Here is an 18358-nt window from a genome sequence, read left to right as displayed (position 1 = left end):
CATGAATTTGCATAGTATACCACTACTTTTGTATGAAAAGAAAATATGATAAATATGCAAACTCTTAAATTGTATAACGGAATAGAAATGCCACAGGAGGGTTTTGGGGTATTTCAAGTATCTAATGATGTATGTGAATCTGTTGTATTGGAGGCTATTGAGACTGGCTATCGCCTTATAGATACCGCATCTTCTTATAATAATGAAACTGCTGTAGGGGGAGCAATCCGTAAATCGGGATTGCCTCGTGAAGATTTTTTATTACCTCAAAAGCTTTTATCAATGAAATGGGATATGTACAGACAAAAACGGCTTTTCAACGGACACTTAATAATTTAGGTGTTGATTATCTTGATTTATATCTCATCCATATGCCTTTTGGAGACTATTATGGTGCATGGCGGGCTATGGAAGAACTATATAAAGAAGGGCGTATTCGTGCTATTGGTGTAAGTAATTTTCAGAGTGACCGTATTATAGATCTTTGTTATATGGCTGAGATTAAACCGATGGTGGACCAATTGGAGTTGCATCCTTTTTATCAAAGAGAAGAGGAGCTTGATATTTTACATGGATATGGTATTATACCGCAGGCTTGGGCTCCTTTTGCCGAGGGGATGAATGGAATGTTTACGAATCATATATTGAGAAAAATAGCGAAAGAACACGATAAGACGGTAGCACAAGTCATTCTTCGTTGGAATGTACAAAGAGGCGTAAGTGTCATTCCGAAATCTGTTCATCGCAGTCGCATGAAAGAGAATTTAGGAATCTGGGACTTCGAACTTTCTAAAAATGATATGCAAGCAATTACTTCACTTGATCTTGCACGCCCACAAATGCTTGACCCGCATAAGCCAAGTGAAGTGCATCGGCTTTTTAATTATTTGGAGAATCCTGTGCTTACCAGTTTGTAAATTATCGGCTGAGTTGGGAAATATTGTTACGAAAACATTCTATAATTTGAGGAATATAAGAGTTAAATATAATTACTATGAACCGCAGGACTTTCTTAAAACAAGCTTCAGGTTACGCGTTGGCAGTAGCCGGTACAATGACAGGAGTAGAAAAGGTTTTTGCAGAATTAATACCCGCAAAAAAAGGTAGTGCATATAATCTTCATAACAACACAGAGCAGAGGCAGGATTTTGAGCATCGTAATTTAGGCGGAATGGATGTTTCTGCTATTGGACTGGGCTGTTTGCCAATGGTAGGCTATTATGGAGGGAAATATGAGAAAAAGGACATGGTATCCTTAATTCGTCGAGCATACGATCAAGGTGTTACATTATTTGATACAGCGGAAGTTTATGGACCTTATATCAGTGAGGAATGGGTAGGTGAAGCTGTTGCACCATTCCGTGATAAGATAAAGATAGAAACAAAATTTGGCTTTGGAGTGGAAGAAGGTCAACCGACATCACTTAATAGCCGTCCTGATCATATCCGTAGAGCGGTAGAAGGTTCTTTGAAACGTTTGCGTACCGATCATATTGATCTTTTGTACCAACATCGTGTAGATCCAAATGTGCCAATGGAAGCTGTGGCAGAGGTTGTGAAAGAGTTAATGAAGGAAGGCAAGGTTTTACATTGGGGATTGTCTGAGGCCAGTGCTCAATCCATACGTCGTGCACATGCGGTATGCGCTCTTTCGGCAGTACAGAGTGAATATGCTATTTGGTGGAGAGAGCCGGAAACTAAAATATTTTCTACTCTTCAAGAATTAGGTATAGGCTTTGTTCCGTATTGTCCGCTCGGAAGAGCCTTTCTTACCGGAACCATTAATGAGAGTAGTCGTTTCCTGAAAGGGGACCGGCGATATAACTTACCGCAATTCCAGCCTGAAGCATTAAAGCATAATATGCCTTTGGTTTATTTGATAAGAGAATGGGCAAAGCGTAAAGCATTGACTCCTGCACAATTTGCGTTGATTTGGATGCTTTCCCGTAAACCTTGGATTGTTCCTATCCCTGGTACTACAAGTATTGCTCATTTAGATGATTTCCTTGGTGCAGTATCTGTAAGATTAACTCCTTATGAAATGGAAGAGTTTGATGCTGCTTATACTAAAATAGATTTGATGGGACATCGTGCAGATCCGTTTACAGAAAGTCAAATTGATAAATAATCATCTATATTCATTGGTATAGATTGTGAGGTATCTGCATATTTCAGACAAAAAACTTATCGGATGTACAAATTTAATTTTATAAACGTCTGCTTGTCAATAACAGAGTTTTTTACAATATTCTGAAGGAGTGATACCTTCTAATTTTTTAAACATTCGGCTAAAATGCTGAGAATATTCAAAACCAAGATGCTCCGATACCTGAGATACAGTCTCTCCGGCAGTAAGGTAGTTTTTTGCAAGTTGGATAATGAAGAAGCGAATGTGATTGCTTGCTGTCTCACCGGTAGTTTTTTTGATAACATCTCCAAAATAATTGGGTGACATACATAATTCGTTTGCACAATATTGCACGCTGGGAACCCCATGAGTTAATTGGAGTTTGTTCTCAAAATATTCACGAAGCAAGCGGTCAAAACGAATAAGAATATCGGAATTTTCATGCTTGCGGGTAATAAATTGGCGATTGTAAAAACGTTGGCAAAAATTAAGAGCTAGTTCAATATAACTTATGATAATCGTATTCTGAAGATTATCTGGCTTATTGTTTAGTTCTTTACGAATTTGCTGCATTAATGAGACAAGAATATCATGTTCGTCTTCCGTCATGTGGAGGGCTTCATTGACACGATAGTCAAAAAAGGAATAATCCTTAATATGTTTCTCGAGCGGGAAATTATGAAGTAGATCAGGATGGAATAGAAGCGCCCATCCTGTAATGGATACTTGTTCTCCATTGTCCTCCTTGCCTCCTATTTGTCCTGGAGCTACGCAGAGTAATGTTCCTTTATTATAATCGTATTTTCCACAGCCATATTCCAAATCTATGTTCGCGTCATCTCGGAGAAATAATCCGTATACACTATAGTTGTTTAAACTATGACGCATAGGTGATACTTCTGCATAATTTATGACAGTGATCAGCGGATGCTGTTCGTTGCATCCAAGATAATGGCTATAGTCATTGACATTTCTTACTTGCAGTATGTTATTCATTATTTTTTCTATTATAGTAATGCAAAGATATACTATTATGTGATTCATGTTTTGAATAGATAGTAAATTCTGTAAAAATGGTACAGATTGCAGGATTATGTTTACAAAATTACTCTATGTTTCAACTTAATTTTGCATGATGAAAAATAAAACATATATAATACATCGTGTAATAATAGTGTCAAATATGGAAATTGCAGAGATTGAATTTAAAAATTAAATGATATGTTGAAAAATAAATAGCCTATTTATGAACAAGATTATTTTAACATTGCTGGTAGTAACAACTTTCTGTTTTACTGCTTATGCTCAAAATGAAAAGCGTATGCAAACCTTAAATGAGGTGTTAATTGTTTATTTCTCTGCCACACATACTACAGCTAAAGTGGCTCATATGATTGCAAATATCACTGGTGGTACTTTATATGAGATTACTCCTCAACGGATTTACACATCTGAAGATCTTGATTGGAATAACAAAATGTCACGTAGCTCAATAGAAATGAAAAATCCTGCAGCACGTCCGACATTGCATGGTACAAAATTAAATATCAGTGGCTATAATGTAATTTTTATCGGCTATCCTATTTGGTGGAATCAAGCTCCAAGAATTGTCAATACTTTTATAGAAAGTTATTCTTTGGAAGGGAAAATACTTGTACCTTTTGCTACATCTGGTGGGAGCGGAATAGCCAATAGTGTAAAAGAGTTAAGGAATGCATATCCTAAGCTAAAATGGAAGGATGGTAAATTACTGAATACGGTGAATCGTAATGCTATTCAGAACTGGGTTAACGATGTAATAAAAAGTAACGATTTATAAAATAAAATGATGTTTGGAATAGGTACACAAGAAATTATTTTTATCGCACTGATACTCCTGTTGTTTTTTGGAGGTAAGAAAATTCCGGAATTGATGGGAGGACTTGGAAAAGGAGTACGTAGTTTCAAGGAAAATATCAAAGAAGTGAAAAATGACATTGGCATAAAGAATGAAGATTCTGCTGAATGATGATATAAGAAAGAATACGTATGAAATTTAAATTGTTTCAGTGTTTTAGGTGTTGAGTTTATAAATTGATTATTTATAAGCTCAGTAATAGTTTTTCTTGCGTTTGCAGTAACGTTCGCATTGAGCACAAATATCATATCCCAACATCGCTCCCAGTATAAAATCCTCTTCCGGTGTCAACATATGGAGTGGGCGTTTTGCCAGATGTCTGATTGCCTGAATACATTCCGGACGCCCGAAAAATAAGTTCACGCTTGTATTTGTCACCGGTTGTACCAGAAAGTCGATTCGCTGCTTTTTCAAGCGTTCGATGGCAAACTCTTCATACTTGCGGTTGACTGTAAAGAGAATCATGCGGCGTACACCTTTTTTGTATTCATATATGTGATTCAGAAAAACTTTCATTTCAGCTGGCAGGATGTCGGGAGATGATATCATTGTAATAAAATGGATTATGGTAGATAAAAAATGATTGTGGATTAAAAAGTTTTCTTTAACTCGTCGGTCCAAGTTTTGATGCGTGTGGATGTTTTGTGGCTTTCATTTATATCATCTAATGCAAGACCTACAAAACTACCGTCGACAACAGCTGCAGAGTTAGAGAAAGTGTAATCATCTGTACTTACATGATTGCCCAGAAAGGTGCATCCGCTGTCTTTCAAATCTTCGTACAAAATCCCCATGGCATCACAGAAAGTGTCACAATAAGATTCAGAGTCTCCACAGCCAAATAAAGCGATATACTTCCCTTTTAAGTCTGCATTCTTCAGTACTTTGATGCCATCATACCAGTCATCCTGCAGTTCTCCGTCTCCCCAGGTTGAAGTGCCAAGAAGCAGAATATCGTAAGCATTTACCAATTCGACAGTCAGTTTGTCTGCACTATAAACGTCTGTATTTGCGATTCCCAATACAGCAGCCAATTGCCCTGCCAAGTTTTCACATGTTCCTGTAGTGGAACCATAAACGATACCAATTTTTTTCATGATGTTTAATTTAGATTGTTTTTCTGTGACAAAGGTAGGCGGTCTAGGGTTGTTTTGAAATACCTAAAAATAGTGCTTTTCTTAAGGCGTATTGCTGCTGTTTTCAGACTGTTGGAAAACACTATATACATCATAATATTAGATACAGCTTTTGTTTCTTAAATTATGGATACCTATTTGAGGGGATTAAGCCAAAATTGGCTGATGCTTTAAAAGGAAGAAACAGATATTTTATTGCTATTGCGAGAAATTATAGATTGTTTTCTTAAATTTGTAAAAACCAATTGTTGATTTTATGAAACCAAAGTTTTTACTTTTTTTATTTGTACTGTCTCTCTGTTTCAGTATGTCTTCGTGTGTTGTACATAAGCATCCTCATAAATTGCATCATAAAGAAATTCCACCCGGCCATGCAAAGAAAAAACATGGAAAGAAATCAGCTAAGTATTATGCTCCCGGTCATCGTAAAGAAATACATCATTATTAATTTATTAAGGTATACCGAATTTATTGGGTATACCTTAAACAGGAACTAATTTTAAGTAGAAATAGAAGTTTTTATGGTTGTAGATGTTATTTGTTTAGATTTCTATTTCACCATCAAAAACTTTGGTTGCAGAACCTTTCATGGTCATATGATTGGTGTGTACATCCCAGTTCATCAGGAGCTCTCCTCCGTCCATTTTTACTTTTACATTTCTTGTACACTGTTTAGTAAAAATAGCGGCAGCAGCAGTTGCACATGCTCCGGTTCCACAAGCCTGAGTAATGCCTGATCCTCTCTCCCACACACGCATGCGAATGTGTCCCTCGTCTAAAATTTGGGCAAATTCTACATTGGTCCGATCTGGAAATAAAGGATGATTTTCTAAAAACGGGCCTGCCTGAAAAAGATTGACACTCGAAACATTGTCTACAAAAATGACTAAATGTGGATTCCCCATTGATACGGTAATACCCTGGGGGTAAAGAGATTGTTCTCCTAATTTTACCCAATGAATATTTGTGGGTATTCCCATATCTACCGTAACTTCATCTACTGTATTGTTTGAGTTTACATTTAGCTTTAATTGTTTAATACCCGATTTGGTTTCCAGCGCAATATCCTTTTTATCCGTCAGTCCATATTCGTAAAGATATTTCCCAATACACCTGCTGGCATTCCCACACATCATGGCTTCAGATCCATCTGCGTTGAAAATGCGCATGCTGAAGTCACCGATATTAGATGGTCCTATTAATACTAATCCATCACTTCCTATTCCAGTATGCCATTGACTCCAGCAGATTGCCAGTTTTTCCGGATTCTCTATAGGATATTGCAAGGTGTTGACATAAATATAGTCATTACCTGCTCCATGCATTTTAGTAAATTTTATTTTCATAGACTATTTTGATTAAATGAGTAGATTGAATTTTTTATCATATACTTATAATTGGATATATAATTGACATATAGTATTGCATTGTTGCTTATATTATGTTATAATGATACAATAATTAGCTGTATGTGAAATATTGTCATTATTAATCACTATTATTATATCTTTATGTTCGCAAATGTAGGAAATAGAAATTCTGTTTTTATGATGAAATGGAATAAAAAATAAATAGTTGTTCTTTTTGTGTTATTTTGATATAATAATCATGTATTAAATAATAAACTATTCTATATTTTATGAATAATAGTATTAATATGTAATATTAATATTGTTTTTGAAATTAAAATTCATATCTGATTGTTAAAGCAAAAAGTATGAGTCAGATTAGTTTTTTTATTGCATGTACTTATTGTATTTCATGAAGCACTTTTATATATCCTGTTCAGTACAATAAGTACCTTCTGCATTATATGTTCCGAGAGAATATATAAAGTACTATCATACTGATTTTTATCATTTACTTATACTGTTAATAGTTTTATGTGATAAGCTGCATAAAAAATACATATTGTACTGCTTATGAAAAGGTTTATTGTATAAGATAAGATATTTATCTATTTGATTAATAGGTAATTATTAATCTTGTAAAATTTGGTTGTTTCAAAAATAAATTCTTTATTTGCACAGCGAAACAAAATTATGAACTATGGAACACAGCATGCAATTGGCCAATAATCATATTTCGGTAGATTGTGTAGTGATTGGATTCGATGGCCAAAATTTAAAAGTATTATTAGTACGTCGTATAGGAGAAGATGAAGGTGAAGTTTTCCATGATATGAAACTGCCTGGTAGTCTTATATACATGGATGAAGACTTGGATAGTGCGGCTCAGCGAGTTTTAACCCAACTGACTGGATTGAAAAATGTAGACTTAAAGCAATTTAAAGTGTTTGGTTCTAAAGATCGCACCAAGAACCCTAAAGATATCCGTTGGTTGGAAAGAGCTGAAAAAGCAAAAGTTGATCGTATTGTGACAGTTGCTTATTTTTCATTAGTAAAGATCGATAAAACTCAAAGTAAGCTCTTGGATAACTTTCAAGCAGAATGGGTTTCTCTGCAAGATGTAAAGGAACTTGCTTTCGACCATAATCAGATTATTGCCGATGCAATGGAATTTATCCGTCAATATGTGGAGTTTAATCCGTCTTATCTTTTCGAATTGCTTCCTCGAAAATTTACAGCTCTTCAGTTGCGTGTTTTATATGGTTTACTCTATGGGAAAGCTGTAGATGTCCGTAATTTTCATAAGAAAATAGCGATGTTAGACTATGTAGTTCCTTTGGATGAATTCCAGCAGGGAGTGTCACATCGTGCAGCAAGATATTACCATTTTGACAAGAAAATTTACAACAAGACAAGAAGATAAAATAATAAAGTATGTATTTATTAGGATATGATATAGGGAGTTCTTCTGTAAAAGCCAGTTTGGTCAATGCAGAAACGGGGAAATGTATTTCTTCTGCTTTTTATCCTAAAACAGAAGCTCCTATTATCTCAGTCAAACGAGGTTGGGCAGAACAAGAACCGGACAGTTGGTGGGAATATTTGAAATCTGCAACTCAGGATATTCTATCCAATTCCTGTATTCGTAAGGAAGATATAAAGGCAATAGGTATTTCATATCAGATGCACGGCCTTGTATGTGTAGATGCTCAGCATCGTGCTCTTCGTCCGGCGATTATATGGTGTGATTCCCGAGCCGTTCCGTATGGTCAAAAAGCTTTTCATGAATTAGGCGAAGAATATTGCCTGTCTCATTTACTTAATTCTCCAGGTAACTTTACAGCTTCTAAGCTAGCATGGATTAAAGAAAATGAGCCGGAGGTATATGAGAAGATATACAAAATCATGTTGCCCGGTGATTATATCGCCATGCGTTTGAGCGGAGAAATCTGTACTACCGTATCAGGCCTTTCGGAAGGTATGTTTTGGGATTTCAAACAAAACTCAGTGGCCGATTTCCTGATGAAATATTATGGATTTGATTCTTCTTTTATTCCTGATATTAAGCCTACATTCGGAGAACAGGGAACTGTTTCTGCCGAAGCTGCTCTGGAACTTGGACTGGCAGCAGGAACACCTATTACTTACCGTGCAGGCGACCAGCCCAATAATGCATTGTCTTTGAATGTATTCAATCCGGGAGAGATTGCTTCTACAGCAGGAACTTCGGGAGTTGTATATGGAGTAAATGGAAAAGTCAATTACGATCCACAGTCGCGTGTAAATACATTTGCTCATGTTAATCACACTGCAGACTGTACCCGACTGGGCGTTCTCTTATGTATCAACGGTACTGGTATTCTGAACTCCTGGATGAAGCGAAATGTGGCAACAGAGGGATTGTCGTATGCAGAAATGAACGATTTGGCTGCTCAAATCCCAATCGGTTCGGAAGGTATCAGTATCCTGCCCTTTGGCAACGGTTCGGAGCGTATGCTTGAAAATCGTGAAGCAGGATGCTCTGTCAATGGCATTAATTTTAATTTACATCATAAAGGCCATCTTATCCGTGCTGCTCAAGAAGGAATTGTTTTCTCTTTCAAATACGGTATCGACATTATGAAAGGCATGGGAATGGATGTACAGAAAATCCATGCAGGTCATGCCAACATGTTCCTTAGTCCGGTATTCCGTGAAACACTGGCTGGTGTAACAGGTTCTGTAATCGAACTTTACGACACAGACGGTTCTGTAGGCGCTGCCAAGGGGGCTGGTATGGGAGCTGGAATTTATAAAGACCATGTGGAAGCTTTTTCAACTTTAGAGAAGCTTGCAGTCATAGAACCCGATTCTTCGAATGCAGATGCTTACGCAGATGCCTATGCGAGATGGGTAGAATGTTTGAAAAAAATATAAACAATCATAGATTCTGATTTGATAAAACAACTATTTAAAATAAATAATCTTTAAACTTTAATATTATGGCAACAAGAGAGTATTTCCCAGGAATTGGAAAGATAAAATTCGAAGGTGTAGAAAGTAAGAACCCAATGGCATTCCGTTATTACGATGCCGAAAAAGTGATTTTGGGTAAACCAATGAAAGACTGGCTCAAATTTTCAATGGCATGGTGGCACACCTTGTGCGCAGAAGGTTCAGACCAGTTTGGTGGTGGAACAAAACAATTCCCGTGGAAAAGCAGTGCAGACAAAATACAGGCAGCTAAAGATAAAATGGATGCTGGATTTGAGTTCATGCAAAAAATAGGTATCGAATATTATTGTTTCCACGATGTAGATTTGTGCGATGAAGCAGAAACTATCGAAGAATATGAACAGAATCTCAAGGAAATAGTTGCTTATGCGAAGAAGAAACAGGAAGAAACCGGTATCAAACTTCTTTGGGGTACTGCTAATGTATTCGGCCATGCCCGTTATATGAACGGAGCTGCAACCAACCCCGATTTTGATGTAGTGGCACGTGCGGCTGTTCAGATTAAAAACGCAATCGATGCAACCATTGAGCTGGGTGGTACCAACTATGTATTCTGGGGCGGACGTGAAGGTTATATGTCGCTTCTGAATACTGACCAGAAACGTGAAAAAGAACATCTTGCACAGATGCTGAAAATGGCACGTGACTATGCACGCAGCAAAGGCTTTACAGGAACATTCCTTGTAGAACCCAAACCAATGGAACCAATGAAACATCAGTATGATGTAGATACAGAAACTGTGATTGGCTTCTTGAAAGCACACGGTCTTGACAAAGATTTCAAGGTAAATATCGAAGTTAATCATGCTACATTGGCCGGACATACTTTCGAACATGAATTGGCTGTAGCAGTAGACAATGGTATGCTGGGTTCTATTGATGCCAACCGTGGTGACTATCAGAACGGATGGGATACAGACCAGTTCCCTATCGATAACTTCGAACTCATTCAAGCTATGATGCAGATTATCCGCGCTGGTGGTTTGGGTAATGGCGGTACCAACTTTGATGCAAAAACACGCCGCAACTCTACCGACTTGGAAGATATTTTCATCGCTCACATTGCGGGAATGGATGCAATGGCCCGTGCTTTGGAAAATGCAGCCCGTCTGCTCGAAGAATCTCCTTACAAGAAGATGCTGGCAGACCGTTATGCTTCCTTCGACAGTGGTAAAGGAAAAGAATTCGAAGAAGGAAAACTTTCTTTGGAAGATGTTGTTGCTTATGCCAAGACTGCAGGTGAACCTAAACAGACAAGTGGTAAACAAGAGTTATATGAAGCAATTGTAAATATGTATTGCTAATCTCTTGATTTTATTATACCGTATCAGGTATCGTCGGTACATATCATTTACAGACTGATCTCTTTCAGTAATATGTACCGGCGTTTACCTTTTTAACAATCTTATAACTATGAATGACGCAAAGAAAAGTAAAACCTATCTTTTTTCCATTGTAATGGTAGCCGTATTGGGAGGCTTGCTGTTTGGATACGACACCGCGGTGATTTCCGGAGCCGAAAAAGGCTTACAGGCATTCTTCATGGGAGCAGACGATTTTGTTTATACAGATACATGGCATGGCATTACTTCATCCAGTGCTCTTTTAGGGTGTATCATAGGTAGTGCCATTTCGGGTTGTCTGGCTTCCCGTTATGGCAGAAAGCAGTCGTTGTTTCTGGCAGGTATCATGTTCTTTCTGTCGGCTTTAGGTTCATACTATCCCGAGTTTCTTTTTTTCTCTTATGGAGAACCTTCTTACTCTTTATTGCTGGCTTTCAATTTCTACCGTATATTGGGCGGTGTAGGTGTCGGACTGGCCTCTGCTCTTTGTCCGATGTATATTGCCGAAGTTGCTCCAAGTAATATCCGAGGTACATTGGTTTCGTGGAATCAATTCGCTATCATCTTCGGACAGCTGGTAGTTTATTTTGTCAATTTTATCATTCTTGGTGATAATGTTAATCCTGTTGTCGAAGTGGTAGAAGGAGTAAACAAGGTTATCAATCCGGATGCAGCAGCATGGGCTATCGAAACCGGATGGAGACAGATGTTTGTAAGCGAAGCAGTACCTGCCGGACTTTTTACTATCTTGATTCTGTTTGTACCTAAAACACCACGTTATCTGGTAATGTCGGGACATGATGAAGAGGCACTGACTGTATTGACGAAAATCAACGGTCGTGAGCGTGCCAAGCAAATTTTGGCCGATATCAAGGGTACCGTACAGACTAAGACAGAACGACTCTTTACTTACGGATGGTTGGTAATATTTATTGGCATTATGCTGAGTGTATTCCAGCAGGCAGTGGGTATCAATGCTGTATTATATTTTGCTCCACGTATTTTCGAAAGTATGAATATCGGCAATCCGATGGTACAAACAGTTTTCATGGGAGTTGTTAATATTTTATTTACACTTTTGGCTGTGTTTACCGTAGAGAAATTAGGACGTAAGCCTTTGCTGATTTGCGGTTCTATCGGTATGGCTGTAGGAGCTTTAGGTGTTGCTTTCAGCAATCTGGCTACAGGAATTTCTCCATTAATACCGGTGATCAGTATTATGATTTACAGCGCATCTTTCATGTTCAGCTGGGGTCCGATATGCTGGGTACTTATTTCTGAAATTTTCCCCAATACAGTGCGTGGTACAGCTGTTGCCATTGCCGTAGCTTTCCAGTGGATATTCAATTTCATTGTATCGTCCACCTTCCTGCCGATGTATAATATGAGTGCAGGCGATATGGGTGAAAAATTCGGACATATTTTTGTATACGGCCTATATGGTGTGATTTGTATTATAGCAGCCGTATTTGTCTGGAAACTGGTTCCCGAAACCAAAGGAAAGACATTGGAAGACATGACTCGTTTGTGGAAAAACAGACAAGAGCAAAACAAGTAGAAGCTAAGCGGAAAAAGATCTTGTTATTCAGGTAAAATAGTACAGATACCGATACTCCTTTTGGGTGGAGTTTATCGGTATCTGTTTTTTATAGGCTGTCTCTGCAATAAAATGGATGTACTACACAGATGCAGTATGTTTGTTGTTCTATTCATCTTTTGTATCCGACGACGTCGGATATAAAAACGGCGACGTTGGCTCGTCAACCGACGTCGGCAATTATACAGCCGACGACGCTGGATGCAGACCGTGATTCATCACAAAAACTTACGAGAATCTTATTCCTTTTAAAAAAATCGTCTGCCGAAGGTGATACTGCCGACTACACTCAGAACCGTATCGAAACCTTTCGTTGAAATATGATTATTCGCTTTTTTATCTCAAACTTTTCGTATACCTTTGCGACTAAGAAGTAAAACAAAGGGGTGCCCAACCAGATGACGGGCTGAGATTATACCCTACGAACCTGATTTGGTTAATGCCAACGGAGGGATTGTTGTTCGATTATATCTTTTTTATATCCGTTTTCCGGAAGTTCCTTCTTTGTATTACTTTAATTTTTAAAATGTATCGACATGAAGATTATAGTAAACAACAAAGAGGTAGATCTTATTCAAGGCAATACCATTGCCGATCTTGCCCGTCAACTTGAATTACCTTTACAGGGAGTAGCCATTGCGCTACACAACCGTATGATTCCTCGTGCCCAGTGGGAGGAACAGGTGCTCCAGCCGGGAGACAGTCTGGTTATCATTAAAGCAGCATGCGGGGGGTAACAGGATATGAAACTACAATTCATCACTCATTTTACAGACCGGTATTCTTATTTCGATTCGGCACGGATGGCACTCGAAGGTGGATGCCGTTGGATTCAGTTGCGCATGAAAGATGCTTCGCCCGAAGAACTCGAGTATGAAGCCAGACGTGTGCAGGCTTTATGTCGTGAATACGGAGCTACTTTTATTATAGACGACCATGTAGAACTGGTAAAAAAACTTGAAGCAGATGGCGTGCATCTGGGTAAGAACGATATGCCGATAGCCGAAGCCCGCAAGATATTGGGAAATGACTTTATCATCGGTGGAACAGCGAATACCTTCGAAGATGTGCAGATGCATTATGCGGCAGGTGCCAATTATATAGGATGTGGTCCTTTCCGTTTTACTACGACGAAAAAGAATCTGAGTCCGGTATTGGGCCTGGAAGGATACCGCAACATTTTGAATCGGATGAAAGAGGCTGATATCCAATTGCCTGTTGTGGCCATTGGTGGAATCACCTACGAAGATATACCGGAAATCATGCAGACAGGAGTCTCGGGTATTGCATTAAGCGGTACCATTTTGCGTGCCGACAATCCGGTAGAGGAAACACGCCGTATTTTGGGACTTCTCCCTGAATGATGAAGGGACAGCGTTTTCTCTTTATGTGTATGTACAGTAGAATCATTACAGAAAAATTTAAATCAAGATAAAATGGAAAAACTGATTATTGCAGGAAAAGAATTTAACTCCCGCTTGTTCTTGGGAACTGGAAAATTCAACTCCAATCAATTGATGGAAGAAGCTATTCTGGCTTCAGGTACAGAAATGGTAACTGTAGCTATGAAACGTATCGAATTGGAAGATAAAGAGGACGATATGCTTCGTCATATTGTTCACCCACATATCCAACTGTTGCCTAATACTTCTGGTGTACGAACAGCCGAAGAAGCTGTATTTGCTGCACAGATGGCTCGCGAGGCCTTCGGAACCAACTGGCTGAAACTGGAAATCCATCCAGACCCACGTTATTTGTTGCCCGATTCTACAGAAACCTTGCGTGCTACAGAAGAACTGGTCAAATTAGGCTTTGTGGTACTCCCCTACTGCCAGGCAGACCCTACATTGTGCAAACGTCTGGAAGAAGCCGGTGCGGCAACTGTGATGCCGCTTGCTGCTCCAATCGGTAGCAACAAGGGATTGCAGACACGCGATTTTCTGCGCATCATCATCGAGCAGAGTAATGTTCCTGTTGTAGTCGATGCCGGTATCGGTGCGCCAAGCCATGCAGCCGAAGCAATGGAAATGGGTGCAGCGGCTTGCCTGGTGAATACAGCTATTGCTGTGGCCGGAAATCCGGTTGAAATGGCTAAGGCATTCAGCGAAGCGGTAATAGCCGGTCGTCGTGCCTACGAAGCCGGATTGGGTATCCAAAGTATTGACTTCACCGCATCAGCGTCATCTCCTCTGACTGCGTTCTTAAACGAAAAATAATCTATTTAGCAAACCACAATTTATGGAAAAAGATAAAAAAGCATATGCTCATGCAGAGAAAGCCTACATGCAAGGAACAATGTATCCTTTCGTACGTGTAGGTATGCAGAAGGTCAACCTGACTCCTACTGTCACTATCGAAAACGGAGAAAAGGTGATTACTCCGAATGCACCTGTGTATATTTACGATACTAGCGGTCCGTTCAGCGATCCGTCGATAAAGATTGATCTGAAGAAAGGTTTGCCGCGAATGAGAGAGGAATGGATTACTTCCCGCGGTGATGTGGAACAACTTCCTTCCATCACATCCGAATATGGCAAGAAACGTCGTGACGACAAATCGTTGGATCATTTGCGTTTCGAACATATCGCTTTGCCTTATCGGGCAAAAGAAGGCAAATGCTGTACACAGATGTATTATGCCAAACAGGGTATTGTAACTCCGGAAATGGAATATGTAGCCATTCGCGAAAACATGAATTGCCGCGAACTGGGAATCGAGACTTACATTACACCGGAGTTCGTTCGTGATGAGATTGCCGCCGGCCGTGCCGTACTTCCTGCCAACATCAACCATCCGGAAAGCGAACCGATGATTATCGGACGTGCTTTCCTTGTAAAAATCAATACCAATATCGGTAATTCGGCAACCACCTCAAGCATCGACGAAGAAGTGGATAAAGCGGTATGGAGCTGCAAATGGGGCGGTGATACGCTGATGGATCTTTCTACAGGAGATAACATTCACGAAACACGCGAATGGATTGTACGCAACTGTCCGGTGCCGGTAGGTACAGTACCTATTTATCAGGCACTCGAAAAGGTAAACGGACGTGTAGAAGACCTGACGTGGGAGATTTATCGCGATACGCTGATTGAGCAGTGCGAACAGGGTGTAGACTACTTTACCATTCATGCGGGTATCCGTCTGCACAATGTACACTTGGCCGACAAACGTCTTTGCGGTATTGTGAGCCGTGGGGGCTCTATCATGAGCAAGTGGTGTCTTGTACATAATCAGGAATCTTTCCTTTACGAACATTTTGATGATATTTGCGACATCCTGGCCCGTTACGACGTGGCTGTATCACTGGGCGACGGGTTGCGTCCCGGTTCTATTGCCGACGCCAACGACGAAGCACAGTTCGCCGAACTGGATACCATGGGCGAACTGGTGGTACGTGCATGGGAAAAGAATGTACAGGCATTCATTGAAGGTCCGGGTCATGTACCTTTGCATAAAATCCAGGAAAACATGCAGCGCCAGATTGAGAAATGCCACAACGCACCTTTCTATACTCTGGGCCCTCTGGTTACAGACATTGCTCCGGGATACGACCATATCACTTCGGCCATTGGAGCTGCACAAATCGGATGGCTGGGAACTGCCATGCTTTGCTACGTGACTCCGAAAGAACATCTCGGACTTCCGAACCGTGAAGATGTACGCACAGGAGTCATCACATACAAGATTGCAGCTCATGCGGCCGATCTTGCCAAAGGACATCCGGGGGCACAGGTCAGAGACAATGCCTTGTCGAAAGCGCGTTACGAATTCCGCTGGAGAGACCAGTTCCATCTGTCACTCGATCCGGACCGCGCTTTGGAATATTTCAACGAAGGCCGTCATACCGATGGAGAATATTGTACCATGTGTGGACCGAACTTCTGCGCCATGAAACTTTCACGCGATTTAAAGGAAGTAAACCGGTAATAAACAACACGACATTGACTGTAAACTAAAATTACATTATGTTTTCAGAAGAATTAGAAAAAATAAGTTGGGATGACACTACCCATGCCATCTATTCGAAAACAGAAGCCGACGTACGTCGTGCTTTAACAAAAGAGCGCTGTGACATTGACGACTTCATGGCGCTGATATCACCTGCGGCAGAACCGTATCTGGAGATTATGGCACAACTCAGCCGCAAATATACCGAAGAGCGTTTTGGTAAGACCATGTCGCTCTTTATCCCTTTGTATTTGACAAACTCATGCACCAATTCGTGTGTATATTGTGGTTTTCACATCAGTAACCCGATGGCTCGTACCATTCTTACACCCGAAGAGATAGAGAATGAATATCGTGCCATCAAGAAACTGGGCCCTTTTGAGAATCTGTTGCTGGTGACTGGAGAGAATCCTGCAAAAGCAGGTGTTCCTTATCTGGCTCGTGCACTTGATCTGGCGAAGCCTTATTTCTCAAACCTCAAGATAGAGGTGATGCCGCTTAAGGCAGAAGAATATGCCGAATTGGTTAATCATGGGCTGAATGGAGTCATTTGTTTCCAGGAAACATACAATCGCGACCGCTATCGTATTTATCATCCGCGTGGTATGAAATCAAAATTTGAATGGCGTGTAGATGGATTCGACCGTATGGGACAGGCTGGTGTACACTCTATAGGTATGGGAGTATTGATTGGTCTGGAAGACTGGCGTACTGATGTTACAATGATGGCTCGTCACTTGCGTTATCTGCAGAAGCATTACTGGAAGACCAAATACAGTGTAAACTTCCCTCGTATGCGTCCGGCAGAAAACGAAGGCTTCCAGCCCAATGTCATCATGAGCGACCGCGAACTGGCACAGGTGACTTTTGCAATGCGTATCTTCGACCACGATGTGGATATCTCCTACTCTACTCGCGAACCGGCGAACATCCGTGACAATATGGCGACATTGGGGGTAACTACAATGAGTGCAGAGAGCAAGACCGAACCCGGAGGTTATTATACTTATCCGCAGGCATTGGAACAATTCCACATTAGTGACGACCGTACTGCCGTAGAAGTAGAAAGTGCCTTGCGTAAGTTAGGACGTGAACCGGTATGGAAGGATTGGGATGCTTCCTTCGACCGTTTCTAACTGCTTGAAATTTACAGTTCATCAGAAGCGGGGATTGTCTGCCAATACAGAATCTCCGCTTCTAATCTGTTCTCTATGCAGTCAGAAAGACTGTTTATGTAATACTAATACCAGTATAAAGATTGATTATGGAACGATATAATCGTCAGATGATTCTCCCTGAGATAGGAGAAGAAGGACAAGAAAAATTAAGACAGGCCCGTGTCTTAATTGTAGGTGTCGGAGGGCTGGGAAGCCCTGTCGCGCTTTACCTGGCTGGAGCAGGAGTAGGCACACTGGGCGTGATAGACGACGATGTAGTAAGCGTAAGTAATCTTCAGCGTCAGGTGCTCTATACGGAGCATGAAGTCGGTATGTCCAAGGCACTACAAGCATGTACACGCTTGAAAGCACTGAACAGCAATATTCAGGTAAAAGCCTATCCGGAACGTCTTACTTCACACAATGTACTTCAAATTTTCTCCGATTACGACATCATTGTAGACGGATGCGATAATTTTGCAACCCGTTATCTGATTAATGATACGTGTGTACAGTTGGGAAAAATCTATGTATATGGTGCCATCCGTGCTTTCGACGGGCAAGTATCTGTATTCAATTATCAGGGAGGAAAGACCTATCGCGACCTTTTCCCCGATGAACAAGAGATGCTTTCCATGCCTGCCCCTCCCAAAGGAGTCTTAGGGGTTACTCCCGGACTGGTAGGATGCGCCGAAGCCAATGAAGTCGTAAAGATTATTTGCGGTTATGGTGAAGTTCTGAGCGGAAAGCTATGGCAAATCGACCTGAAGACACTTGAAAGCTATCTAATTTTGTTGTAAAGATTG

The 18358-nt window shown here is 40.2% G+C and carries 17 protein-coding genes, 1 pseudogene and 1 riboswitch; of the genes and pseudogenes, 14 read left to right on the top strand and 4 right to left on the bottom strand.

The annotated features are described in order from the left end of the window. The first annotated feature begins 54 nt into the window (after positions 1–54). Positions 55–917 (top strand): annotated as a pseudogene (locus tag O6P32_RS01270) (aldo/keto reductase). A gap of 254 nt (positions 918–1171) precedes the next feature. Further along, positions 1172–2128, top strand: coding sequence for an aldo/keto reductase (locus O6P32_RS01265; RefSeq protein WP_408636035.1), 957 nt, complete (start codon positions 1172–1174; stop codon positions 2126–2128). 96 nt (positions 2129–2224) lie between these two features. On the opposite strand, the gene O6P32_RS01260 is transcribed toward O6P32_RS01265, so the two are convergent. Further along, on the bottom strand, positions 2225–3124 hold the full coding sequence (locus O6P32_RS01260) for a helix-turn-helix domain-containing protein (protein WP_269876382.1): 900 nt from the start codon (positions 3122–3124) through the stop codon (positions 2225–2227). A 250-nt stretch (positions 3125–3374) separates the two neighbouring features. Between O6P32_RS01260 and O6P32_RS01255 the strand changes: the two genes are divergently transcribed. Both O6P32_RS01255 and O6P32_RS01250 read left to right on the top strand, forming a co-directional pair. Then, positions 3375–3947, top strand: coding sequence for a flavodoxin (locus tag O6P32_RS01255; protein WP_269876381.1), 573 nt, complete (start codon positions 3375–3377; stop codon positions 3945–3947). A gap of 9 nt (positions 3948–3956) precedes the next feature. After that, positions 3957–4136: a Sec-independent protein translocase subunit TatA/TatB gene (locus tag O6P32_RS01250; protein ID WP_269876634.1), complete on the top strand. Its 180-nt coding sequence runs from the start codon at positions 3957–3959 to the stop codon at positions 4134–4136. An 81-nt stretch (positions 4137–4217) separates the two neighbouring features. Here O6P32_RS01250 and O6P32_RS01245 read toward each other — a convergent pair whose 3' ends face one another. The 3 genes from O6P32_RS01245 to dapF form a co-directional block, all read right to left on the bottom strand. Next, positions 4218–4574: a DUF2023 family protein gene (locus O6P32_RS01245; protein ID WP_269876380.1), complete on the bottom strand. Its 357-nt coding sequence runs from the start codon at positions 4572–4574 to the stop codon at positions 4218–4220. Positions 4575–4615: 41 nt separating this feature from the next. Next, on the bottom strand, positions 4616–5122 hold the full coding sequence (fldA, locus tag O6P32_RS01240; protein ID WP_269876379.1) for a flavodoxin FldA: 507 nt from the start codon (positions 5120–5122) through the stop codon (positions 4616–4618). Positions 5123–5703: 581 nt separating this feature from the next. Then, positions 5704–6507 (bottom strand): diaminopimelate epimerase, encoded by an 804-nt coding sequence (gene dapF / locus O6P32_RS01235; protein ID WP_269876378.1) that lies wholly within the window; start codon positions 6505–6507, stop codon positions 5704–5706. A 703-nt stretch (positions 6508–7210) separates the two neighbouring features. Here dapF and O6P32_RS01230 point away from each other — a divergent pair. The 10 genes from O6P32_RS01230 (at position 7211) to O6P32_RS01185 (ending at position 18352) form a co-directional block, all read left to right on the top strand. Continuing rightward, a complete protein-coding gene (locus O6P32_RS01230; protein ID WP_178266139.1) occupies positions 7211–7933 on the top strand; it encodes an NUDIX hydrolase in 723 nt (240 codons plus the stop codon). Positions 7934–7944: 11 nt separating this feature from the next. Next, entirely contained in the window at positions 7945–9426 is a 1482-nt protein-coding gene (locus tag O6P32_RS01225) for a xylulokinase (protein ID WP_269876377.1), read from the top strand. 65 nt (positions 9427–9491) lie between these two features. After that, positions 9492–10808 carry a xylose isomerase gene (xylA, locus tag O6P32_RS01220; RefSeq protein ID WP_178266141.1) on the top strand — a complete coding sequence of 439 codons (1317 nt, stop codon included), beginning with the start codon at positions 9492–9494 and terminating at the stop codon, positions 10806–10808. Positions 10809–10917: 109 nt separating this feature from the next. Beyond that, a complete protein-coding gene (gene xylE / locus O6P32_RS01215) occupies positions 10918–12405 on the top strand; it encodes a D-xylose transporter XylE (protein ID WP_178266142.1) in 1488 nt (495 codons plus the stop codon). Between the two features lie 411 nt (positions 12406–12816). Continuing rightward, positions 12817–12915: riboswitch (TPP riboswitch) on the top strand. Positions 12916–12980: 65 nt separating this feature from the next. Beyond that, the gene (thiS, locus tag O6P32_RS01210; protein WP_178266143.1) at positions 12981–13181 is read left to right on the top strand and encodes a sulfur carrier protein ThiS; all 201 of its coding nucleotides are present in this window, start codon (positions 12981–12983) and stop codon (positions 13179–13181) included. A 6-nt stretch (positions 13182–13187) separates the two neighbouring features. After that, positions 13188–13808, top strand: coding sequence for a thiamine phosphate synthase (locus O6P32_RS01205; RefSeq protein ID WP_269876376.1), 621 nt, complete (start codon positions 13188–13190; stop codon positions 13806–13808). Between the two features lie 72 nt (positions 13809–13880). Next, positions 13881–14660 (top strand): thiazole synthase, encoded by a 780-nt coding sequence (locus O6P32_RS01200; RefSeq protein WP_178266145.1) that lies wholly within the window; start codon positions 13881–13883, stop codon positions 14658–14660. A 22-nt stretch (positions 14661–14682) separates the two neighbouring features. After that, positions 14683–16374: a phosphomethylpyrimidine synthase ThiC gene (thiC, locus tag O6P32_RS01195; protein WP_178266146.1), complete on the top strand. Its 1692-nt coding sequence runs from the start codon at positions 14683–14685 to the stop codon at positions 16372–16374. Positions 16375–16412: 38 nt separating this feature from the next. Next, positions 16413–17531, top strand: a complete 1119-nt coding sequence (gene thiH / locus O6P32_RS01190; RefSeq protein ID WP_178266147.1) for a 2-iminoacetate synthase ThiH — start codon at positions 16413–16415, stop codon at positions 17529–17531. Between the two features lie 128 nt (positions 17532–17659). Then, the gene (locus O6P32_RS01185) at positions 17660–18352 is read left to right on the top strand and encodes a HesA/MoeB/ThiF family protein (RefSeq protein ID WP_269876375.1); all 693 of its coding nucleotides are present in this window, start codon (positions 17660–17662) and stop codon (positions 18350–18352) included. Positions 18353–18358 lie beyond the last annotated feature (6 nt).

The sequence above is a fragment of the Phocaeicola acetigenes genome, from assembly GCF_027529745.1.
Classification (GTDB): Bacteria; Bacteroidota; Bacteroidia; order Bacteroidales; family Bacteroidaceae; genus Phocaeicola; species Phocaeicola acetigenes.
This window is presented reverse-complemented; position numbering and strand designations above follow the sequence as displayed.